At 58.9% G+C, this 21,206-nt stretch carries 18 protein-coding genes; 6 read left to right on the top strand and 12 right to left on the bottom strand.

The features are described 5' to 3' along the window. Positions 1-41: 41 nt before the first annotated feature. From odhI to HMPREF3048_RS01670, 4 genes are all read left to right on the top strand, one after another. Positions 42-467: an oxoglutarate dehydrogenase inhibitor Odhl gene (gene odhI / locus HMPREF3048_RS01685; protein WP_070423210.1), complete on the top strand. Its 426-nt coding sequence runs from the start codon at positions 42-44 to the stop codon at positions 465-467. Between the two features lie 52 nt (positions 468-519). After that, positions 520-1,272 carry a transcriptional regulator FtsR gene (locus HMPREF3048_RS01680; RefSeq protein ID WP_070423209.1) on the top strand — a complete coding sequence of 251 codons (753 nt, stop codon included), beginning with the start codon at positions 520-522 and terminating at the stop codon, positions 1,270-1,272. 5 nt (positions 1,273-1,277) lie between these two features. Next, the gene (locus HMPREF3048_RS01675; RefSeq protein ID WP_070771028.1) at positions 1,278-1,859 is read left to right on the top strand and encodes a bifunctional nuclease domain-containing protein; all 582 of its coding nucleotides are present in this window, start codon (positions 1,278-1,280) and stop codon (positions 1,857-1,859) included. Between the two features lie 128 nt (positions 1,860-1,987). Continuing rightward, complete coding sequence (locus HMPREF3048_RS01670; protein ID WP_070771047.1) at positions 1,988-2,563, top strand: MerR family transcriptional regulator; 576 nt, start codon at positions 1,988-1,990, stop codon at positions 2,561-2,563. Positions 2,564-2,637: 74 nt separating this feature from the next. On the opposite strand, the gene HMPREF3048_RS01665 is transcribed toward HMPREF3048_RS01670, so the two are convergent. Genes HMPREF3048_RS01665 through gndA form a run of 6 tightly spaced genes read right to left on the bottom strand, consistent with a single transcriptional unit; the run spans position 2,638 to position 10,230 of the window. Then, on the bottom strand, positions 2,638-4,020 hold the full coding sequence (locus tag HMPREF3048_RS01665; RefSeq protein ID WP_070771027.1) for a vWA domain-containing protein: 1,383 nt from the start codon (positions 4,018-4,020) through the stop codon (positions 2,638-2,640). Positions 4,021-4,071: 51 nt separating this feature from the next. Beyond that, positions 4,072-4,935 carry a 3-methyladenine DNA glycosylase gene (locus HMPREF3048_RS01660; RefSeq protein WP_070451546.1) on the bottom strand — a complete coding sequence of 288 codons (864 nt, stop codon included), beginning with the start codon at positions 4,933-4,935 and terminating at the stop codon, positions 4,072-4,074. 11 nt (positions 4,936-4,946) lie between these two features. Then, entirely contained in the window at positions 4,947-5,999 is a 1,053-nt protein-coding gene (locus HMPREF3048_RS01655) for a hemolysin family protein (RefSeq protein ID WP_070771026.1), read from the bottom strand. Further along, positions 5,996-7,369, bottom strand: coding sequence for a hemolysin family protein (locus HMPREF3048_RS01650; RefSeq protein ID WP_070423204.1), 1,374 nt, complete (start codon positions 7,367-7,369; stop codon positions 5,996-5,998). The genes HMPREF3048_RS01655 and HMPREF3048_RS01650 overlap by 4 nt, the downstream gene beginning before the upstream one ends. Before the next feature lie 17 nt (positions 7,370-7,386). Further along, entirely contained in the window at positions 7,387-8,736 is a 1,350-nt protein-coding gene (locus HMPREF3048_RS01645; protein WP_070771025.1) for a DEAD/DEAH box helicase, read from the bottom strand. Positions 8,737-8,763: 27 nt separating this feature from the next. Further along, the gene (gndA, locus tag HMPREF3048_RS01640) at positions 8,764-10,230 is read right to left on the bottom strand and encodes an NADP-dependent phosphogluconate dehydrogenase (RefSeq protein ID WP_070771024.1); all 1,467 of its coding nucleotides are present in this window, start codon (positions 10,228-10,230) and stop codon (positions 8,764-8,766) included. A 50-nt stretch (positions 10,231-10,280) separates the two neighbouring features. Between gndA and HMPREF3048_RS01635 the strand changes: the two genes are divergently transcribed. Next, positions 10,281-10,730 (top strand): PaaI family thioesterase, encoded by a 450-nt coding sequence (locus HMPREF3048_RS01635; RefSeq protein ID WP_070615113.1) that lies wholly within the window; start codon positions 10,281-10,283, stop codon positions 10,728-10,730. 7 nt (positions 10,731-10,737) lie between these two features. On the opposite strand, the gene HMPREF3048_RS01630 is transcribed toward HMPREF3048_RS01635, so the two are convergent. From HMPREF3048_RS01630 to HMPREF3048_RS01610, 5 genes are all read right to left on the bottom strand, one after another. Continuing rightward, entirely contained in the window at positions 10,738-11,811 is a 1,074-nt protein-coding gene (locus tag HMPREF3048_RS01630; RefSeq protein ID WP_070423200.1) for a magnesium and cobalt transport protein CorA, read from the bottom strand. A gap of 143 nt (positions 11,812-11,954) precedes the next feature. Continuing rightward, positions 11,955-12,830 (bottom strand): pyruvate formate-lyase-activating protein, encoded by an 876-nt coding sequence (gene pflA / locus HMPREF3048_RS01625; protein WP_070771023.1) that lies wholly within the window; start codon positions 12,828-12,830, stop codon positions 11,955-11,957. 3 nt (positions 12,831-12,833) lie between these two features. Beyond that, complete coding sequence (gene grcA2 / locus HMPREF3048_RS12610; protein ID WP_034999039.1) at positions 12,834-13,085, bottom strand: autonomous glycyl radical cofactor GrcA2; 252 nt, start codon at positions 13,083-13,085, stop codon at positions 12,834-12,836. Between the two features lie 44 nt (positions 13,086-13,129). Next, complete coding sequence (locus tag HMPREF3048_RS01615) at positions 13,130-15,247, bottom strand: pyruvate formate lyase family protein (protein ID WP_070771022.1); 2,118 nt, start codon at positions 15,245-15,247, stop codon at positions 13,130-13,132. A 244-nt stretch (positions 15,248-15,491) separates the two neighbouring features. Further along, on the bottom strand, positions 15,492-16,832 hold the full coding sequence (locus HMPREF3048_RS01610) for an NAD(P)/FAD-dependent oxidoreductase (RefSeq protein ID WP_070423197.1): 1,341 nt from the start codon (positions 16,830-16,832) through the stop codon (positions 15,492-15,494). Positions 16,833-16,948: 116 nt separating this feature from the next. Here HMPREF3048_RS01610 and HMPREF3048_RS01605 point away from each other — a divergent pair, with 116 nt between their 5' ends. After that, entirely contained in the window at positions 16,949-18,283 is a 1,335-nt protein-coding gene (locus tag HMPREF3048_RS01605; RefSeq protein WP_070771021.1) for a class I SAM-dependent methyltransferase, read from the top strand. Here the strand turns inward: HMPREF3048_RS01605 and HMPREF3048_RS01600 are convergent. Next, complete coding sequence (locus HMPREF3048_RS01600; protein WP_070771020.1) at positions 18,280-21,201, bottom strand: FAD-binding and (Fe-S)-binding domain-containing protein; 2,922 nt, start codon at positions 21,199-21,201, stop codon at positions 18,280-18,282. The two genes, HMPREF3048_RS01605 and HMPREF3048_RS01600, sit on opposite strands and share 4 nt — an antisense overlap. Between the last annotated feature and the right edge of the window lie 5 nt (positions 21,202-21,206).

Raw genomic sequence — 21,206 nt, 5'->3', positions numbered from 1 at the left:
CAGAAGTTCTCAATCTCGACTCGATAGTCAAGGAGTTAGTCATGAGCGACAACACGCCGCAGAACCAGGTCGAAACCACCTCGGTATTCCGAGCAGACCTGCTCAAGGAGATGGAATCTGGTGCCGCGGCATCTGTGGATTCCGCAGCAGGAACTGAAAACCTCCCCGAAGGTGCGGCGCTGCTCGTCGTCAAGCGTGGCCCGAACGCTGGTGCACGCTTCCTGCTCGACCAGGAGTCGACCACGGCAGGCCGCCACCCAGAGGCGGATATCTTCCTCGATGACGTGACCGTGTCTCGTCGTCACGCCGAGTTCCGCGCCAACGAGGATGGCTACGAGGTTGTCGACGTCGGATCGCTCAACGGCACCTACGTCAACCGCGAGCCGCGAAACACGCAGCAGCTGACCAATGGCGATGAAATCCAGATTGGCAAGTTCCGACTCGTATTCATCACCGCGGAAGCCTAAGCTTTCCGTTCATCCTTAGCCCGACGTCCCACGAGAAGAAGAGCACGATCACGTGAGCGCAATCCGCAAAACCGCACCGCAGCAGACGGCCGCGAAGCAAGCCAAGCCCAACAAACCGGCAAAGACCATGTCGATTGGTGTTGTGCTTGAGCGTTTGCGGACTGAGTTTCCGGACGTGACCGTCTCCAAGATCCGTTTCCTCGAATCCGAGGGACTGATCACACCGCAGCGCACGGCGTCGGGCTACCGCCGTTTTACTGATCAGGACGTGGAGCGCCTGCGCTACATTCTGGTCACCCAACGTGACAACTACCTCCCGCTGAAGGTGATCCGCGAACAGCTCGAGGCCATGGATTCCGGCCAGGTCACCGCGATCCTGACTGCAAACGATGCTGAGCCGATGATCTCTCCAGAGAACTTCCGGGCCCCGGCACCGACGCGCCTGACCGACGTGGATGTTGCGGAACAGGCTCAGGCTTCGCAGTCCACGGTTGAGGAATACATCAAGGTAGGCCTCATCACCCCTGACGCGGCAGGGCTGTTCAATGTCGACGATGTCCGCACTGTCACTACCGCAATGTCCCTGGCTGAGTTCGGCTTGGACTCGCGTCATCTGAAGACGCTGCGTACCGCTGCTGCTCGTCAGGCTGACATGATCGGTCAGGTCACCGAACCGGTTGCAAAGTCCGGCAAGGTCAATGCGCAGCAGCAAGCAGAAGAGATTGGCCAGCAGATGTCCGCGCTGGTGGTCTCGCTGCACGCTTCGCTGGTGAAGAACGAACTGCGCAAGCAGTCCGGCAACTAGTCGTTATGGAAACAGTCGAGCTGGTCGGGGTGTACCCCGTCGGTCCCGAGCAATACCTTTGCGCATTGCTGCAGCGATCCTCTAACGGCCGGTGCATTCCTGTCTGGGTACCAACGCATGAGGGTGGGGAATTGGCTGCCCGGCTTTCAGGTTGGTCGCCAATCCGCCCCCGCACCATAGATGCCGTTGTGGATCTGATTCGCAACACCGGAAAAACAGTAGAAACCATTGAGCTGTCTTCGTACTTAGAGGGCATGTTTATGGCAACCGTGTCGTTTGCGGACGGCTCTGAACTGGACCTGCGGGCGAGTGACGCGCTTCTGCTTGCGCTTGAATTAGACCACGAACTCAGCGTTGATGACCTCGTAGCAAGCCAGGCATCGATCTACCTTTCGCCGGAAGACGCGCAGCGTTTTCTTGGTGCTGAACTCAAGGTCATTGATCCTCAGGAATCTGTTTCAGCAAGCGGCGACGCCCAGGCTGACGCTGATTTTGAAGAGCTCATGCGCAATCTTGGTGTGGATGACCTCGACACCGGTGATACTCCTGATACTGATGGGGACGATGGGGCAGACGAGGCGAAATAAAGTCTCAGTGTAAAGTTGAGGTTGAGAGTTCGGCGTGTTGCGCGTGAAACTCTTGACCCAGGTCCTATGCTTGGCATTTAATAGTCAGCAGGCCCTCATATAACTTTCATGGGAGTAATTACGTGAGTATCAACGATCTCAACCAGGTAGGCGAGCAAGAGACCACCTCGGCTGCGGTGCAGGAATCGCTTTTCGACGTCGGCCCGTCCGACGAAGTGGGCTACCGCGTACCGATCGCATGCCAGGTCGCAGGCATCACCTACCGTCAGCTGGATTACTGGGCACGCACTGGGCTCGTTCGCCCGTCGATCCGTGGCGCAAAGGGTTCTGGTTCCCAGCGTCTGTACTCCTTCAAGGACATCTTGGTACTCAAGATCGTCAAGGGTCTTTTGGACACCGGCATTTCCCTGCAGAACATTCGCCTCGCGGTGGACAAGCTGCGTGACCGCGGTGTCTCCGACATTGCGGAAATCACCCTGGTCTCCGACGGTGTAACCGTCTACGAGTGCCGCTCCAACGAAGAGATCATCGACCTCCTTGGCGGCGGCCAAGGCGTGTTCGGCATCGCGGTGCCGCAGATTATGAAGGAACTCACCGGCACCATCTCCGCGTTCCCGTCCGAGCGTGTCGAAGATGAGATCGACGCTCCAAACGTCATTGGTTTCGACGAGTTGGCTGATCGCCGTCGTCGCAAGACTTCCTAAACAGGCCACACAGCAAAGGCCCGGGCTGGGTACTCCCTCCAGCCCGGGCCTTTGTTGCTCGCCGATGTTAGTCGTCAGAACCCTGCGGCCTGCTTCACCGCATCCGCGATGTTCTCTGCAGTCTTGGCATCGACCTGTTTTTTGGCGATCTGCTCGAGTGCCGCATCCGGATCGCCTTCTCCGACGCGCACCACAGTCAGGTCCAGGTTGTTGCCCGCTGCCTGCCGGAAGCCGTCAATAAATGCTGCGTCATCTCCGGCATCAGCGGTGCCGGTGGTAACGAGCACAATTCGCATTGGCGCATTTGCGTTGCCGTATGTAGCAGCCGCAGCCTGGAGTGCTTCGCGGGTCTGCGGGACTCCGCCGACAAGGAAGCGACGCACCGCCACGTTGACCGACTCCGCGTCAGGGGAGACGGAGATGTTTTGGCGGAAACCATTCACCACGCCAGGGGTCAGCGGTGAGGAGTAGTTCCACAGACCTACTTCCTTCCCTGCACCGGCAAGTTCAAGCGCGGTGTTGCCAATCGCGTCCTTGGCTGGCTCGATAAACGGCGCCATTGCCTCAGAAGTGTCAAGCAGGAACAACGTGTTGACCGGCTCGATCACCTTTGCAGCCTCAGCTTGATCGCCGAGCTTCTCTCCACCAGAAGGCAGGGCAGCAGCCCAGACCAGATCCGAAATCACCGGCTGATCTTTCTCGGAGCCATCGAACTTCTCGGCTGCGGCACGTGCGAAGTCCTGGCCAGCGCGCGCTTGATCCTCGTTTACTGCGTCGTTCTGGTTCAATGGGATCGTCGCGTAAACAATGTCTGCGCCGACTGAGGTAAATGAAAGACCTTCCGGAACACTGTCCTTCGCAGTCGCCACAAGCTTGCCGTCTGCTCCTGCGAAGTCCGTCAGCTTACCCAGACGCTGATCGGTGAGGGCCTTCACAGCATCATTGTCGTTGCCGGCGATCTTTGCCGCCACCAACGCGGAAGCCTCAGGCTCTTCCTCAACAGGGAACAGCACAGACTCGGTCTTCACGTCCTCCAACTTCACCTGTTCGGTGCCAGCGACACCTACAGGTTCACTATGGACAGCTTGGGGGTCAGCAACCGCTGCAGTGCGCTCAGCCGACTTCAACGCAGTATGCGTAATCGAGGTATTTGGAGCGATATAGACTGCGGCTTCCTTGATCGAGTCAACATACTGCGGCTTGATGCAGTAGTCCCGGACAACGGGGTTGGCGGCTGCGTAGTCGTCGATAAGCGCGCGGCCCACTTTCTCATCGGAAGCGGCGACCGGCAGAACCAGATCACCGGATACGCAATCAGGAGCTGCAGCGCTCGAGTCGGCGCCGTCGCGCTGCCACAAAACCACTGCAAGCACTGCAGCTACAGCGAGAGCGACAAGCAGGGCGATAAGCCAACCCGCTAGCCTGAAATTGTTTTTACCGCTTGCGTGCCTAGCCATTGTGGTCGTAGCCCCTTCAACGTCGAACGATTGAGAAAACCTGCTCCGAGCTTAGCTGTCCAACGCAGCTTCTACGGTCGCGACAAGCCTGGCGCGCAGTGGAGCAGCGGCTTGAGACAATGCGCGTTGACGCGCAACGTATTCCGCTTTACCTTCGGCAGTTTCTACCGCGACAACATCAAAGCCCAACTCTCGACAGTCGTATGGCGACGCTTCCATATCCAAGCGCCGAGCCCGTGCCGCAAGCTCAAAGCAATCCAGGAAAAGCTCGCCAGGTACCAGCGGTCCTAACTTCAACGCCCACTTGTACAGATCCATGCTGACATGTACACAGCCAGCCTGGTCGTGATCAGGCTGAGACTCGCGAGTAAGAACAGTCAGATTCAGCGGACGCGCTGCAGGGGTGAAGAAACGAAACGCGTCATAATGTGAGCACTTGATGTGGTGAGACTCAACCACGTCGTTGGTGCCCTCTGCTCCAAGGCGAAGTGGCAAATCGTGACGTGGGTGGTCGGTCTTATACACCATCGCCCACTCGTGCATGCCGAAGCAATCAAAGTGAGCAGGACGCGTATCGACGGCACGCAGCAGCCGGCCAACCATCTCCACATCATTGCGTCGATGCTGGAGGAAAAGGCCTAGATTCAAGGACACGGTTCCGTCAGGTGCTGTGACGTAGTCGCGCCAAGACGCTTGCGGTGTATCCGCAGCCTGCGCGAGAGCGACCCCAACCCCTGGATGCCAGCGCTTCAAATGCGATGGGCGAACGGGGTAGTACTCAAAGAGGAAGTCCCATACTGGGTGGTACTCGCCATGCGCACGCCGAGCCGCACGGGCGTCCGCCCAAGGAGCCGCACGCTGCTCGTGCTCGTGTATGCGTGCGAGATATTCCTCAGGTTGCAGGGTTGTGGTCATACGCACGCTAACTATTCGTTTTCGTGTGTCCAGTCCGACACCGTACCCACGTATTCCTCGATGAGGTCTTCGAGGGCGACGATCCCGACGAGGCGGCCGTTCTCATGCACTGCCGCCATGTGCGCTGAACGTCGGTGCAGCAAAGTAAGAGCGTCGTCCATTGACTCGTGGCCGTCGACTGTGATGAGCGGTCGAATGCGTGAAAGCGGCACGCGTGGATCCTTCTCATCTGTCTCCATCAAGTCCAGAATGTCCTTCACATGCAGGTAGCCCGCCAGGGATCCAGTGCTGATCAGTACCGGGAAGCGTGAAAAACCGGTGTCTTGCACTGCCTGCTCGATGATCGAAAGACGGATGCCGCGCGGGTCGTAGGGGATCGTCTTTACCTCTACAAGCGGGATGAGCACCTCGTTGAGGCTGCGGGAATCCTGACGCAACGCCTTTGCCAAACGGACAGTTTCCTCGGCATCCAGGAGCCCCTCTTTGCGAGACTCCTGAATCATTGTGGCTAACTGCTCCTGGTCAACAGTGGAATCCAACTCGTCGCGCTGTTGGATACCGAACGCAGCTAATGTCTTACGAGCCACCCAGTTAAGTGCTTCCAGCACGGGGCGGGTTAGCTTCATCCAAACCGTCATCGGTCTGGTCAGCCACATTGCGGATTGCTCAGGCCCCGCGATGGCAATATTCTTCGGCACCATCTCGCCGAACAAAATGTGCAGGAAAGAAATGAATGCAAGCGCAATAACGAACGAAATTGGATGCAGAATATCTGCCGGTACACCCAGCGCGAGGAACGGCTCCTCCAGATATTTTGCAATCGCCGGCTCGGCAACCTTGCCCAATATCAGCGAGGCCACAGTAATGCCGAACTGCGCACCAGCCAAGTAGATGGAAAGGTGCTCGGTTGCGTACATCACGTTCTGGGCTTTGGTTTTGCCTTGGGCCTGGAGTGACTCGAGACGGTCGCGGCGCGAGGATACGAGAGCGAACTCGGCTCCAACAAAGAATGCGTTAGCAGCGAGGAGGGCGACAATCAGGACAACAGCGAGCCAGATACTCATCGGTCGGCCTCCTCAGGGGTAATCGGGCGCAGCATCGCTTTATCCACACGGCGGCCGTCCATTGCGGTGACCTGGGCAAGCCATGATCCGGCGCCTGCCGATTGGAACTCCTCCTGCAGCGAACCGAACGTTTCGCGCAGGACGACCTCGTCGCCAACCTTCGGGATGCGACCGAGTGTTGCCATGATCAGACCGCCCAACGTCTCGTAGGGGCCGTCGGGTGCTGTGTAGGCGAGGCGCTCTTCGAGCTCGTCGAGACGCACGAGCCCGGAAACCTCCCATGAGGTGCCGTAACGGACAAAGTCCTTTTCGCTTTCGCGGTCATCGTATTCGTCGTACACCTCGCCAAGAATCTCCTCAACGAGGTCTTCGATGGTAACCAGGCCCATGGTGCCACCGTATTCATCGGCAACAAGCACGACCTGCGAACCAGCAGAGCGCACCCGGTTCAGCACGGAATCGCCGTCCAGAGTGCCTGGCACGATTGGGACACGCCGGGCAAGCGTGGCAAGTTGTGTGGTTGCACGCTCGTCGGGTGGCACGGAGAATGCGTCCTTGATGTGGACGACTCCGAGGGTGTCGTCGAGATCGCCACGCCTTACTGGGAAACGCGAACGCCCGGTTTCGCGAGCGAGTGCGATCAGGTCGACAACAGTATCTTCCGCGTCGAGGGAGTCGATGGTGGAACGCGGCGTCATCACCTCTTCAGCTGTGGTCTCGCCGAAGCGCAGTGATCGGTCGATCACTGCAGCGGTCTCAGCATCCAAACCACCAGCCTCTGCCGACGAACGCACCATGGCGCCAAGCTCCTGAGAAGAGCGGGCCGAGGCAAGCTCGTCGGCAGGCTCGATACCCATCTTGCGCACAATCCAGTTAGCGGAGGTATTGAGAAGGTTGATAAACGGCTTCATCGCCGTGTTAAACCAGTGCACTGGTGGCACGACCACGCGAGCTGTTGCCAGCGGGTCCGTAATAGCCATGTTTTTCGGTACAAGCTCGCCGAAAACCATCGACAAAAACGTTGCGATGACAAGGGCCAAAATAAGTGCGACAGTGGTTGAGGCCGACGCACTAAGTCCGACGGCCTCCAACGCAGGGGTGAAGAACTTACCGAGTACAGGCTCGGCAAGGAAACCTGCCGCCAGCGTCGTCACCGTAATGCCGAGCTGGGCGCCTGAGAGGACGAACGAAAGATTCGCGTGATCACGCGCGATAGCGCGGGCTGTAGCATCCCCGCGTTGTTTAACGTGGGCATCGATTGTGGAGCGCTCGAGCCCCGTCATGGCGAACTCGATTGCGACGAACAACCCGGTAGAGGCTGTCAGCAATACGAACGCCAGAAGAGAAAGTATGGATATGAATATGTCCATGTGTGTTGATCTGCGCCTTAGCGGCCGTTACTCCTTCGTTTGTTCTCTCCACGACGACCCTGCGAGTTGCCGCGTTGCCCACGTGTAGAACGGGAACGTCCAGCGCGGCTCGATCGTTGCGACGACCGACGCCCAGCGCGGGAGCCTTGCCCGCCACCCCCACGGGGAGCCTGCTTCGGAGCACCCGGCGGAGGCAATGGCTTTCCATCTGCGACACGTGCTCCTGTAATCGTAACCAACGACTCCGACATTGGAGCCACTCTGACCTCCGGAGCCTTCACGCCTGCCTTGCGCATCAGTTGCGCGACTTCCTTAGCTTGCTCGTCCATGACGAGCGTGACCACTGTGCCGGACGTGCCAGCACGGGCGGTGCGCCCTGCGCGGTGCAAATACGCCTTGTGCTCGGCTGGCGGATCGACGTGGACGACAAGCGAGACGTCGTCAACATCGATACCGCGTGCGGCAATATCAGTAGCGACGAGCACCGGGGTGGTGCCGTCGCTGAAGCCGTCCAAGGCACGCGTACGCGCCCCTTGGGTTTTATCGCCGTGCAACCCCTGGGCATTGATGCCGACACGTCGCAGCTTCTTCACCTGACGGTCAACACCGTGTTTCGTGCGCATAAACATGATGGTCTTGCCGTCACGTGCGGCGATCTGCATCGCGATCTCATTGCGTTGCTCACGGCCACCGACCAAAAGTCGGAAATGCTCCATGGTGTCCACAGCGGCCTCCACCGGCGCAGTGGAGTGCGTCACTGGGTTGTGCATGTAGCGGTCGATGAGCTTTTGCACGTCGCCATCCAGTGTGGCGGAAAACAGCAAACGCTGACCGTTTTTGGGAGTACGGTCGAGCAGCTTGCGAACTTGTGGCAAAAAACCCATGTCGGCCATCTGATCGGCCTCGTCCAGAGCAGTGACCTCCACCTTATCCAGGAAGAGTTTCTTCTGGTTGATGAGATCCTCGGCGCGGCCTGGGGTAGCCACAAGGAGATCGACTGGGGAGGCCAACACACGAATGTGGTTATTGATGTTCACGCCACCGACAACATCGAGGACGCGTAGGCCGAGGGCGGCAGCGGAGTCGTCGAGACGCTCGCGAATCTGCGTTGCAAGTTCACGCGTCGGCGCAAGCACGAGCGCTCGCGGGTGACCCGGGCGTGATGGGGCTCCAACGAGACGGGCAAGCATAGGCAAACCGAACGTAAACGTTTTGCCCGAGCCTGTTGGACCCCGCCCGAGAACATCACGGCCCGCAAGGGCATCGGGGATAGCCGCCTCTTGGATAGGGAAGGGCTCCGTGATGCCCTGCTTTTTCAGCGTGGCGACGATTTCACGGGGTAGGCCGAGGTCGGCGAATGTAGTCATTCAGATCAGTGTACGCGCGTCGTTGTTTTAGTAGCTCAACTCTTCCCGCTCGCCGGACCAGGTGGTGTGGAACGTGCCTTCCATGTCCACGCGGCGGTAGGTGTGTGCACCAAAGAAGTCGCGCTGTCCCTGGATCAGTGCTGCTGGCAGCCGCTTGGCACGCAGCGAGTCGTAGTAGGACAACGAGGAAGCGAACACCGGCACTGGGAGTCCAAGCTGCGTAGCGACGACAACCACACGGCGCCATGCGTCTACCAGGCCCTTTTGCAGTTCTCCGGTGAAGTACGGATCGAGCAACAACGACGGGAGATTCGGATCGTTTTCGTAGGCCTCGGTAATGCGGTCGAGGAACTTCGCACGAATGATGCAGCCACCGCGCCAAATACGTGCGAGATCGCCCGGTTTGATATCCCAGTTGTGCTCGGCGGACCCAGCGTTAATCTCGTCGAAACCTTGCGCGTAGGCGACCAACTTGGAGGCGTACAGGGCTCGGCGGACATCGTCGATAAACGCAGTCTTCTCCACGCCAAGTGCTTCGAGGGTACTCAACTCGCCCGCCGGAAGTTCGGCTTCCGTCGCAGCCTCGCGCTGGGCAAGTGCCGACGACAGCGCGCGGGCAAACACTGCCTCACCGATAGCTGTGGTCGGTACACCAAGATCCAGTGCCTCCTTGACGGTCCACCGTCCGGTGCCTTTTTGGCCGGCAGCGTCCACGATGACGTCGATAAACGGTTTTCCGGTGCGGGCGTCGACCTGGCGAAGCACCTCCGCGGTGATTTCGATGAGGTAGGAATCCAGATCGCCCTTGTTCCATTCAGTGAAAATGTCGGCGATCTCCGCAGGCTCCAGGCCTGCTGCGTAACGCAGCAGGTGGTACGCCTCGCCGATGACCTGCATGTCGGCGTACTCGATGCCGTTGTGCACCATCTTGACAAAGTGGCCAGCGCCGTCCGGGCCAATGTGGGTCACGCACGGGGTGCCATCGACCTTTGCAGCAATGTCTTCGAGGAGTGGTCCAAGTGTCTCCCAGGATTCGACTGGGCCACCCGGCATAATCGACGGGCCACGCAATGCACCTTCTTCACCGCCGGAAATACCCGCGCCGACAAAATGGCGATTGCGCTTGGCCATCTCACGTTCACGGCGAATCGTGTCGGTGAACAGGGCATTGCCACCGTCGATGATGATGTCACCGTCTTCCATCGCATCAGCGAGCTGTTCGATGACCGCATCAGTTGCTGCACCGGCCTGCACCATGATCACTGCCTTGCGGGGGCGCTGCAGAGATGCGACAAAGTCCTCGATGGTCTCGGCGGCGATGAAGTTTCCCTCATGGCCATACTCGTTGATAACCGCCCGCGTCTTCTCTGGTGAGCGGTTGTAAATAGCGACGGTATGGCCCTTCGATGCAAAATTACGGGCAAGGTTTGAGCCCATTACTGCCATACCGACGACACCGATTTGAGCAAGAGGTTCTGAAGCATCTGCAGTCATAGTGCGAATTCTACGTGGCTGAGGACAGATCATCCGTATCATCGACGAGCATGAACCTAGAATTCGATTTTCGCCTGTACAACGAAGTGCTTGACACGCCGTTGAGCGAAGAAGAACTCGCTGTGATCAACAGCCTCAACGTTGATTTCGCCCAACGACTCGGGCTAGTGCTGGATTACTGCTCAAAAGACCGGATGGATGCACACCTCGTTGCAACTGAGGAGCATCTGCAGCCAACCGGCATCGTCAACGGCGGTGTCTACTGTGCAATCGGTGAAACCATGGGGTCAATTGCGGCGGTGGCAGCTAGCGCACAGCCTGCAGTGGGGATGAGCAACTCCACCGACCTTCTGGGCAGCGTGCGCGCGGGGCAGCGTATCGACGCCACCGCGGAGCCGGTCCACATCGGTGCCCGCACCCACCTGTGGCGCGTGAACATGTACTGCGAGGAGAAGTTGGTCGCTGTGACCAACCTCAAACTGATGATCCTGAGCAAATAGTGGCTGATTAAAGCCAGTGGTTCTTGCGGAACCACCACCACATCACCGAGATAGCAATGAACATTGCGAGAAGTGCAGCGGGGTAGCCGTAACGCCAGCCAAGCTCTGGCATGACTTCGAAGTTCATGCCGTAGATTCCGGCAACCAACGTCGGCACCGCCGCCATGCCCACAACGGCCGAAATCGTACGCATGTCAGAGTTCTGCTGCATCGTAATCTTCGCTACCGACGCGTCCAGCAGGGACGTGAGACGTTCGTCGAAGCCTGAAAGACGGTCGCTGACGATCGTGGAGTTATCTTGGACGTCGCGGAAGTAGGTACGCAGAGCCTTACGCATAAAGTCCTTGTTGTTCGTCAACCCGTTGCGAAGCGCTGGCGACAGTGGGTCGATCGCGTGACGCATCTCCAAAATCTCACGCTTGTAGGTGTAGATCTTGTCAATGTTGATCGTGCGACGTGGCGTAAACACTTCGTTTTCCAGCTCGTCGACGTCGCTTTCGAGGAAATCCGCGACCTTCAGGTAGTTGTCTACCAGATAGTCAGATACCGCCCACGCCACAGCAGAAGGCCCGAGCAGCGCTAGCTCTTCTTCGTCCTCGAGCTTGTTGGTGAGGTCAGGGAGACGGACATTATGGCGAATCGTGATGGCAAACTTCTCGCCGATAATCATCTGTACTTCGCCGGTGGAAATGATTTCACGGGCGTCCGACACCTCTTCGTCGTCACGATACGACACTGAACGCACAACCAGGAACAACTGCTCGTCGTGGCGTTCAACCTTCGGTCGCTGATGGGCTGCGACAACATCGTCCACAACCAGGTCCTCAATATCGAAGACCTCGGCGATGCGTTCCATTTGCTCCGTTGTGGGCTCTTTCAGAGACAGCCATACGAAAGCGTTGTCGTAGCGTTCTGCCACCTCAAGTGCGTGAGTCATGCGCACATTTCCCGGCTGGCGTTTGCCGTCGACAAAAACGCGGCAAAAGTCGATCTGACGCTCGACAGGCACCGGGATTTGGTTCACAGACGGGGGCTGCACCTTCTTAGGACGCTGTCCTGGAATTGAAATACGTGGCGGCATAGCTTTAGCCCCCTTTCACGCTTGTGGGGCTTGCCGTATGAGAGGTCGCCCTGTAATGAATAGGCACGCAAAAGGCGCGCACGAATACCGAAAGTGATATTACGCGTGCGCGCCTTAATGTCTAACGGGGGTGATACCCCGGGTTAAAACACCGTTAAACCACGCGAGCGGAAGATTGATCGCACATGCTCAACGGACTCTGCGGACGGGGGAGTGACGTCCTGCAACTCGTAGTCGAGGCCAATCTTGTCCCACTTGTCGGCACCCATGTTGTGGAAAGGAAGCACTTCCACACGCTCCACGGTGCCTTTCCAGCGTGCAACGATATCGGCAACCTTTTGCACATTTTCCTCGGCGTCAGTCAAGCCGGGGACAACGACAAAGCGAATCCAAACTGGTTTGCCTTTCTCATGCAGTCGGTCACCGAAATCGATTGTCGGCTGCAGCTGGCGCGCGGTGACATTTTCGTACGTGTCCGGATCGCCGGACTTAACGTCGAGAAGGAACAGGTCAATATTGTCCAAGTCCTCGTCGGTCAAGCGTGCACCCAGATAACCAGAGGTATCGATCGTGGTGTGGACACCAGCATCATGCACAGCCTTGAGCAGTCGGCGTGTGAACGCGATCTGGAACAACGGTTCTCCGCCGGAAAGCGTCAGCCCACCGCCTGAAGCGTTGAACACAGGCTTGTATCGCAGCACACGGCGCACGACGTCGTCGATACGCTCGAGTGTGCCTTCCTTCATTTCCATCGTGTCCGGATTGTGGCAGTACTTGCACCGCAGTGGGCAGCCCGACAAGAAAATCGTCATACGGGTGCCCGGTCCGTCGACGGCAGTGACCAGTTCCCAAGAGTGGATGAGGCCGATCTCGCCAGTACGGCGAGCCTCAAACAACTCTGGGCGAGTGATCTCAAGGTCGTCGGTGGAAAGTCCGCCTAAACCGGCAGCGACGCCGCGCACGCGCTCGCCTGCTTCAGGCGATAGCGTGACGACGCCGCTCGTTCCGTCTTGGGCCATAAACTACGCGCCCTGGTGGAAGGTACGAGAGATGACGTCGCGCTGCTGCTCCTTGGTCAGCTTCACGAAGTTCACGGCGTAGCCAGAGACACGAACAGTGAGGTTCGGGTAGTTCTCTGGGTGCTCCATTGCATCCTCAAGCGTGGACTCGTCAAGCACGTTGATGTTGGCGTGGTACAGGCCAGAGTCCATGTTGTTTGCGGAACGGGAAGCCTTCATGGAAGCGAGGCGCTCGTCGAAAGTAGGGGTGGTCATGTTGTCGTCTCCTTCGGAGTGAATAGGTGAGTGGGAAAGTCTGATTAGGCGGGGTTAATGACCGCGTCGGCGTTGTCCATGATGAAGCCGGCGTCGAGAACACCAACCAGGTTGGTGATCTGCTCTTCCTTGTTACGGCCCAGACCCGACGGGGTGATCGTGTTGGTCAGCGAAATGCCGTCCAATGCGTCGTTGTAGTCGAGCTTGCCCACGGACAGCATCGAAGCGACCATGCCGTGATTGTCTGCACCGTTCTCCGGGTTAGCGCCTGGTGCGAACGGGGTGCCGGCCTTGTGACCGGACGGGAAGGAACCGGTTGCCTTGCCGTAGACGACATTCGAGGTAATCGTCAACACCGACTGGGTCGGAATAGCGTCGCGGTACATCGGGATCGCCTTGATCTTCTGCATCACGGTGTGAACAACGGTTGCAGCGATGTCGTCGGCGCGGTCGTCGTCGTTGCCGTAGAACGGGAAATCGCCTTCCGTGATGTAGTCGACGATCAAACCGGTCTCATCACGAACCGGGGTGACCTTCGCGTACTTAATCGCGGACAGGGAGTCAGCGACGATGGACAGACCAGCAATGCCGCAGCCCATGGTGCGAACGATGTCAGAGTCGTGCAGCGCCATTTCGATGGACTCGTAGGCGTAGCGGTCGTGGCAGTAGTGGATGATGTTCAGAGCCTCGACGTAGGTACCGATAACCCAGTCGAGCATCTCCTCGTACTTCTGCCAGACCTCGTCGAAGTCGAGTGGGCCATCGCCCTCGATCGGCTTGTGGTCACCGTCAGTAATCTGCTTGCCGGTAACTTCGTCACGACCACCGTTCATGGCGTAGAGCAGTGCCTTCGCAGCGTTAACGCGTGCGCCGAAGAACTGCATCTGCTTGCCAACCTGCATCGGAGAGACACAGCACGCAATAGCGGCGTCGTCGCCCCACTGGTCACGGATCTGCTTGTCAGACTCGTATTGCAACGAAGAGGTCTCGATGGAGATCGCGGCGCAGAACTCCTTGTAGCCCTCCGGCAGCGCCGGATCCCAGAAGATGGTGATGTTCGGCTCCGGAGCAGGACCCAGGTTGCGCAGCGTCTGCAGCAGACGGAACGCGGTCTTGGTGACCTGGTGGCGGCCGTCCTCAGAGAAACCAGCGTCGGTCCAGGTTGCCCAGTACGGGTCACCAGAGAAGATCTGGTCGTAGTCCTCTGTACGGAGGAAGCGCACGATGCGCAGCTTGATGACGAGCGCGTCGATGATCTCCTGCGCCTCAACCTCGGTCAAGGTGCCGTTGGCTAGGTCACGCTCGAAGTATGCGTCCAAGAACGGGGAGAGGCGACCAATGGACATTGCGGCGCCGTCCTGGCTCTTTACGGAGGCAAGGTAGCCGAAGTAGGTCCACTGCACGGCTTCCTTGGCGTTGGTTGCCGGGCCGGAGATGTCGAAGCCGTAGTCTTCAGCCATCTTCTTGAGCTTCTTGAGCGCCTTGATCTGCTCGGCGTGTTCCTCGCGGTAGCGGGCCCAGTGCTCGGAGAAGCCCTTCTCCAAAGACGCATCCTTGGCCAGCTGCTTTTGCTCGATGAGGTAGTCAACGCCGTATAGCGCCACACGACGGTAATCACCGATGATGCGTCCACGGCCGTAGGCGTCCGGCAGGCCCGTGACGATGTGGGACGAGCGTGCTGCGCGGATGCGCGGGGTGTAGATGTCGAAGACGGCATCGTTGTGGGTCTTGCGGTAGTGGGTGAAGATCTTCTTCACCTCCGGGTTGACCTCTTTGCCGGCCTCTTTGATGGCCTGCTCAACCATGCGCCAGCCACCGTTAGGCATCATGGCACGCTTGGTTGGGGTGTCGGTTTGCAGGCCGACGATGACGTCGTCGTCTTCGGAGATGTATCCGGGCTTGAAGGCGTCGATATCGGCCGGAGTGTCAGTGTCAACGTCATAGACGCGACGCTCGCGCTCAACGGCGAGGTAATTCTTATCCAGGTAGTCCCAGAGGCGCAGTGTCTTGTCGGTTGCGCCTTCGAGGAAGGATGCGTCCCCGTCGTACGGGGTGTAATTGCGCTGAACAAAGTCGCGGACATCGATGTGCTCGGTCCACGGTCCTGGCGTGAAACCTTCCCACGCCTTGTTCTGGATTTGCGGCTCTGTAGAAACAGTCACAGTTGCACGATCTTTCACATAGATAACTAGTGGTCTTCATGCGGCTGCGCTTACCCATTCCCAAACACAGTCTCTTTAAAGCGCTTGCCGCTTACCTATGAGTATAAAGAAGTTCTCCGACTATAGGTAATACGTTTGGCGTGGTGTTGGTCACACAAAGTCTTCGGGGGTGGAGAGTAGCAAAAACCCCGGTCCTGCGCTCGTTGAGAGCGAAGAACCGGGGAAGTTGGAGCGCTATGAACGCTTACTTTTCGCCGTTTTCCAGGTGGATGTTCTCCAGCTGGCCTTCGGTGACAGCCAGGTTGTGGCGGGTGCGGGAGAACGCGTTAATCGTCCACTCGTTGGCAGCCACAATGCGGTTACGGCGGCCGGTGAGGAAGGACATGTGGACGCCAAGCCACATCAGCCAGCCGATGAAGCCGGTGATCTCGACCTTGCCCATCTTCACCACAGCATTGAAGCGGTTGATGATCGCCATGGAGCCCTTGTCGAAGTACTCGAACGGAGCGCGATCCTCCGGAGCGATATCGTGCTCGACTTGGTTCTTGATGACCTTGCCCACATAAGCGCCGGACTGGATTGCAACCTGGGCCACACCTGGCAGACGGTCGCGATTCATCATGTCGCCAACGATGAAGACGTTGGACTCGTCGCCGACGGAAAGATCCGCGTTAACAGCAACCTTGCCGGCGCGGTCTGCTTCCACGCCGATTTGGTCTGCAACCTGCTTGCCCAGCGGGGAAGCTGCAACACCCGCGGACCAGATCTTGGTCGGAGTCTGGATCGTGGTTTCCTGTTCGGTCTTCATGTCCTTGTAGGTGACAGAGTCCGCATCAACGTTGGTCACCATGGCGTTGAGGATCACGGTGACGCCGGCCTTTTCAAGCTCGCGCTGTGCCTTCTTGCCAAGACGCTTGCCAAACGGGGGCAGCACCTGCGGAGCGCCATCAAGCAGGTAAATCTTCGACTGCTCGGTGCTGAAGGAGTATCGGCCCGAGGTGAAGGCACGGTGCGCCATCTCCGCAACCTGGCCAGCAAGCTCGACGCCGGTCGGTCCAGCACCAACGATGACGAACGTCAGCGCGCGATCGCGCTCTTCTGCGGTTTCCGCAAGTTCTGCACGCTCGAATGCTGCAATGAGGCGTGCGCGGATCTCAAACGCGTGGTCCAGGGTCTTCAGGCCCGGCGCGAACTCGGCGAAGTGGTCGTTGCCAAAGTAGGACTGGCCAGCACCAGCGGCGACGATGAGGGAGTCGTAGCCGAAGGTGTACTCCTTGCCGCTTTCAACAGAGGTGACGGTCTTGCCCTTGACGTCGATGGTCTCAACAGTGCCACGAACGACGCGGACGTTCTGCTGGTTAGCAAACATCTGACGGATGTCACCGGTGATCTCGCCCGAGGACATCAGGCCGGTTGCCACCTGGTAGAGCAGTGGCGGGAAAAGGTGGTGGTTGGTGCTGTTGATCAGGGTCACATCGACATCAGCATCCGCAAGTTCCTTGGCTGCGTTGACGCCACCGAAGCCAGCGCCGATGATGACAACATGATGGCGGTTTCCGTCTGGGCGAATGACCGTAGAGGCCATAAATATCTCTCCTCGGTTGAATTTTTATATGTGCAACGCCTATATAGTACGCGCCGCATTTTATCTGAGCCGTGGCGTACCGCAGAAGCAGGTTCTTGGCCACTAGCATTTGTGAAATGGCCGATATCTCCCGCGCACGCAAAAGTTCCATCGACGCCGCGGCCTGGCCGGCTGTCGCTGCGGTTCCCAGGGCGCGTGGAGGAGCGCTGCGCACGAAGATCGTTGAGGCGACATTTGCTCGTGCCTGTGCGAAAGCAGAACTTGCTCTAGAAGGAGACGATGCAGCGCTCACCGTGGAATCCGCGGACATGTTTGAGCGTATCGCTGCGCGCGGGTGGACTGGCCTTGCTGAAAGCTATATGGCAGGCGAGTGGGTGACCTCGACGTCCGAAGGGCTTGTAGATGCACTCCAGGCGCTGATCGGTGCGGGGTACAGGCCGTCACCAGCACGCGTGTCTGCTCCGAAGCACGGTCGCACACCCCTTGGGGTGATCGGGGAGCTACCTCCGGATCTGGTGCAGCATTTTGATGGTGGCACCGCAACGCATGCACAGGGACACTTTGGCACGGGTGTGCCGACGACTCAGCGCACGCGGATGAAGTCCCACACTCCGGGGGCAGGGCGAGGAAACGAGCCAAGGCACCACTTCGTCGACGTCACCGAAATCGGCGCTCCACTTGACGCTCATCGCGATGACCTAGCTGATGCGCAACGCAGGAGCATTTCGATGCTTCTCGACGCCGCCGCTGCCGGGCCCAGCACACATTTGCTTGAGATGCCGTGCAGTGGAGGAGCGGTGGCTGCGGAAGCACTTGATCGACGCTGCACCCTGGATGTGGTTACCTTTGACGCCCGCGTGAGGAAAAGCCTTGAAGAACAGTTGATCCTCAGTGGTGCTGAAGGTGCTGCACGCATTGACGTGTTGGATTCCCCAGCCGAAATCGAAGCGTTGGCACGGCAGCGTCGCGGGGTGTACGACGCAGTAGTGAGCATGCAGGCGTTTGAGAACATGCCGCACCAGGAACAGATCGCGTATCTCGTATCCGCGGAACAGATGCTCGCACAGGGCGGCAAGGTAGTGCTGCAAACAATTGTCCGCACGAACAACTATTCCCGGAGTGCAGCGGCAGCCTTGGCCTCAACCACCGGTTATGCGTGGCCACGGATGAACGTTGTGAGTTGCGATGACGTTGCCCGGATCGTCGATAAGCACACTGCATTGCGCGTGACTGCGGTGACAACCGCACCTGAACACCTCGCAGCATCGCTGAGGCTGCAGCGAATGGCCTTCGACGCCCACTTACGCGACGCCGCAGCGGATGGCTACGACGTTGTATTCCGCAGGATGTGGACTTGGCAGCTAGCCCTGCGCGAAGCCCTTGCACGATTGGAAATGCTGGACCTCGCGCAGGTCACGATGGTGCAGCGCCATCGCGGAGGCCGTCGCTAGGCTAACGTGACCTCCGGTCGGGATGCACGCTCGACCAGTACTGCAATCGACTCAAATGGCTTTCCGGCCACCATCTGTAGGCCCATCTCGCAGGTGCGGTTTGCTGACACGAAGCGTGCATAATTGCCACGATTGAGCCCCTCGCGTTCCTCGCGAGTCGCCGACTCAACCAGCTCAGGGTGCAACATCACACGATCGCCAGCTGTGCCACAGCAGGCCGCCCCAGCGGGCACTTCCGCATCGCCACACGCAGCTGCGACACGCATGAGCGCTTCCGTGGTACCAAGGTGCTGACCGGAGCATGGCGGGTGGACAGCAATACGCCCCTGGTCCTGAGTGATGGGCAGGTGCTCCATGATCTCTTCGTCGAGCCACTGCACCAGGTCAAGAACGCGAATCGCCTCGAAACGTTCAAGATCAGCAGGGGAGAGTACCTCCGGCATGGAATCCACCACGGTATGGGTGCACGAGGCTGCATCGATGATCACAGGCAGTGCGCCTTGCTCTGACCACTGCCACATGCGCTCCAGCAGGTCGAGTGCCTTCGCACGGTATGCATCGTCGAATCCTTTCGAAGAAAACGGCATGCCACAGCAACCGCCGTCAACGTTTTCCGGGATCCACACGGGTGCTCCGCTTCGTCGGCCGAGTTCAACAACCGCCTGCGGCACAGCAATCTGATCAGCAGAACCAGCAGGTTGGCCGAAGATACGGTTTACACAGGCAGGGAAGTAGACAGCTGCGGCACCGCTGCGCGAGGTTTCCGGCATCTGTGGTGCCTTGTGCGGCATGGGCCCTGGCACAGAGGGGAGGCGCTCGGGTGAGATGAGTGCACGTCCAACCTGGGTGACAGCATTGGCTAGCGCAGGCCCGAGAATATTGACGCCAGATACCGCAGTACGGCCCAACGCCTCGACCGCGCCGTATCCCTTCGCGATCCCAGTTGCGACACGCTTCTCTGCAGGTGTTGCCTGAGCTGCGCGCAGTTGCTTCATTACCTTGCCGGTATCAATGCCAACAGGGCAGGGGATAGCGCAGGTTCCGTCGGCAGCGCACATGTCGATCGCGTCGTACTGGTATTGCTCGCGCAGCGCCCCCAAGACCTCCGAGCCTTCCGGCTGACGCGCCATCTCACGGCGCAGCACAATACGTTGACGTGGAGTCACAGTGACGTGGCGTGACGGGCATACCGGCTCGCAGAAGCCGCACTCGACGCACATATTGATCTCCTGCTCGACCTTGGGAAAGGACTTGAAGCGCTGCAGGTGGATGTCCGACTGGCGAGTCAACTTCACGTCCGGCGCGAGGATGGTGTCCGGGTCAAGCATCTCCTTGACCTCCCAGAACAGGTTCCAGATTTCGTCGCCCCATTCATGGCGCACGAACGGCGCCATGTTGATACCGGTACCGTGCTCAGCCTTCATCGAGCCGTCGTACTTGTCGACGACCAACTCAACCAGCTCGTCAAGGAAGCGCGAGTACTTCTCGAGCTCCACAGGGTTGGAGAAGTCCGGGGTGATAAAGAAGTGCAGGTTCCCGTAGGGTGCGTGTCCCATCACACCTTCGGGGTAGCCGTAGCGCCGGAGCAACTCCATAAGTTCAGCAGCGCCTTCGCCGACCTGCGCAGGTGGGAAGCACACGTCCTCAGTAATCAGCGCGGCGCCTTGCGGGCGGTTTTGCCCGATCAGGCCAAACAGGCCGTTACGCAGTTGCCACATGGCGTTTTGCTTTTTTGGATCGGTCTCAAAGTGCAGCGGTGCTAGCAGCTCCGCGCCTTCGAGCACGGCCTCGGCGGCGGCAATGGCCTGCTGAAGCTCGTCTTCGGTGGTGCCACCGACCTCGAGGAGCAGGGCAGCGGTGGACTGGTCAATATCTGCCCATTCAGCAGGAGCAGCACTAAATTGGCCAACTGAACCGCGCATGACATCGGAGACGAGCAGCTCGCAGGCTTCAGCGCCGGCGTCGACAAGCTGTGCAACATAGTTGGCAGCATCAGTGATGTCGGGTACAACCACCCAGGTCACAGCCTTTTTCTTTGGCAACTCGATGGTGCGAATCTCAGCCTCGGTAAACACGCCGAGGATGCCTTCGGAGCCGACGAGCAAGCGCATGAGGATACGGACCGGCTCGTCCTCGTCCAAGAATGCATCGATGCGCAAGCCGTTGGTGTTGCGGATGGAGAACTTTGCGCGTAGGCGAGCGACTAGCGTCTCGTTAGCACGCAATCGATCACGGAAATCAGAGAGTTGTTTGTGCAGTTCAGGGCACTGTTTGCGGAAGGCGTCGTCGCCTTTGCGCGTATCGACGATCTCGCCAGACGTTAATACAAACTCAGCCTGATCGATGGTGTGGAAGGAATCACGCTCAATCTTGCAGCGCATGCCGCCGGCATTGTCAGCGAGGACGCCACCGATACAAGCAGATGCGGTCGAGCCGGGATCGGGTCCAAGCATGTAGCCGTGGCGTCGCAGGACCGCTTGAGCGTCGCCAAGCACAACGCCCGGCAACGTACGAAGGCGTTTGCCGCCGTCGAGGACCTCCATGCCGGCGAAGTGGGTCTTCACATCGACGAGGATGTCGTTCGTCATCGCCTGGCCGTTAAGCGACGTCCCGGCGGCGCGGAACGTCAGCGTCCGGCCTGCGCGACGGGCATAGCGCATCAGAGCGGAAAGGTCTTGCGCGTTGCGTGGCTGAACGACCACGGACGGGATGTCGCGGTACGGAGAGGCGTCTGAGGCGTAACGCACGAGATCTGAGACGCGTGATTGAACATTGTCCGCGCCGACGATTGCTGCGAGCGCCGCGACGAGTTCCGGGTCGGAGCCGCCAGTGAATTGCTCACTGACAGCGTCCGGGTAAGAATCGTCGTAAACCGGCTTGGGGATCCTGCGGGGATCGGGAGAGAGGAGCTTTGCCATGGGGA

The organism is Corynebacterium sp. HMSC075D04 (assembly GCF_001815635.1).
Lineage (GTDB): Bacteria > Actinomycetota > Actinomycetes > Mycobacteriales > Mycobacteriaceae > Corynebacterium > Corynebacterium coyleae.
Note: the sequence above shows the minus strand (reverse complement) of the source record. Positions and strands in the feature narration are given on the sequence as shown.

What these genes read in the sequence shown, in the direction of transcription:
- grcA2 (WP_034999039.1), bottom strand. Translation starts at nt 13,085, where the DNA reads ATGACCACCCCTACTTTCGACGAGCGCCTCGCTTCCATGAAGGCTTCC.
- HMPREF3048_RS01630 (WP_070423200.1), bottom strand. Translation starts at nt 11,811, where the DNA reads ATGCCGCCACGTATTTCAATTCCAGGACAGCGTCCTAAGAAGGTGCAG.
- HMPREF3048_RS01635 (WP_070615113.1), top strand. Translation starts at nt 10,281, where the DNA reads ATGAACCTAGAATTCGATTTTCGCCTGTACAACGAAGTGCTTGACACG.
- HMPREF3048_RS01610 (WP_070423197.1), bottom strand. Translation starts at nt 16,832, where the DNA reads ATGGCCTCTACGGTCATTCGCCCAGACGGAAACCGCCATCATGTTGTC.
- HMPREF3048_RS01645 (WP_070771025.1), bottom strand. Translation starts at nt 8,736, where the DNA reads ATGACTACATTCGCCGACCTCGGCCTACCCCGTGAAATCGTCGCCACG.
- HMPREF3048_RS01660 (WP_070451546.1), bottom strand. Translation starts at nt 4,935, where the DNA reads ATGACCACAACCCTGCAACCTGAGGAATATCTCGCACGCATACACGAG.
- HMPREF3048_RS01650 (WP_070423204.1), bottom strand. Translation starts at nt 7,369, where the DNA reads ATGGACATATTCATATCCATACTTTCTCTTCTGGCGTTCGTATTGCTG.
- HMPREF3048_RS01655 (WP_070771026.1), bottom strand. Translation starts at nt 5,999, where the DNA reads ATGAGTATCTGGCTCGCTGTTGTCCTGATTGTCGCCCTCCTCGCTGCT.
- gndA (WP_070771024.1), bottom strand. Translation starts at nt 10,230, where the DNA reads ATGACTGCAGATGCTTCAGAACCTCTTGCTCAAATCGGTGTCGTCGGT.
- odhI (WP_070423210.1), top strand. Translation starts at nt 42, where the DNA reads ATGAGCGACAACACGCCGCAGAACCAGGTCGAAACCACCTCGGTATTC.
- HMPREF3048_RS01675 (WP_070771028.1), top strand. Translation starts at nt 1,278, where the DNA reads ATGGAAACAGTCGAGCTGGTCGGGGTGTACCCCGTCGGTCCCGAGCAA.
- HMPREF3048_RS01665 (WP_070771027.1), bottom strand. Translation starts at nt 4,020, where the DNA reads ATGGCTAGGCACGCAAGCGGTAAAAACAATTTCAGGCTAGCGGGTTGG.
- HMPREF3048_RS01605 (WP_070771021.1), top strand. Translation starts at nt 16,949, where the DNA reads ATGGCCGATATCTCCCGCGCACGCAAAAGTTCCATCGACGCCGCGGCC.
- pflA (WP_070771023.1), bottom strand. Translation starts at nt 12,830, where the DNA reads ATGGCCCAAGACGGAACGAGCGGCGTCGTCACGCTATCGCCTGAAGCA.
- HMPREF3048_RS01600 (WP_070771020.1), bottom strand. Translation starts at nt 21,201, where the DNA reads ATGGCAAAGCTCCTCTCTCCCGATCCCCGCAGGATCCCCAAGCCGGTT.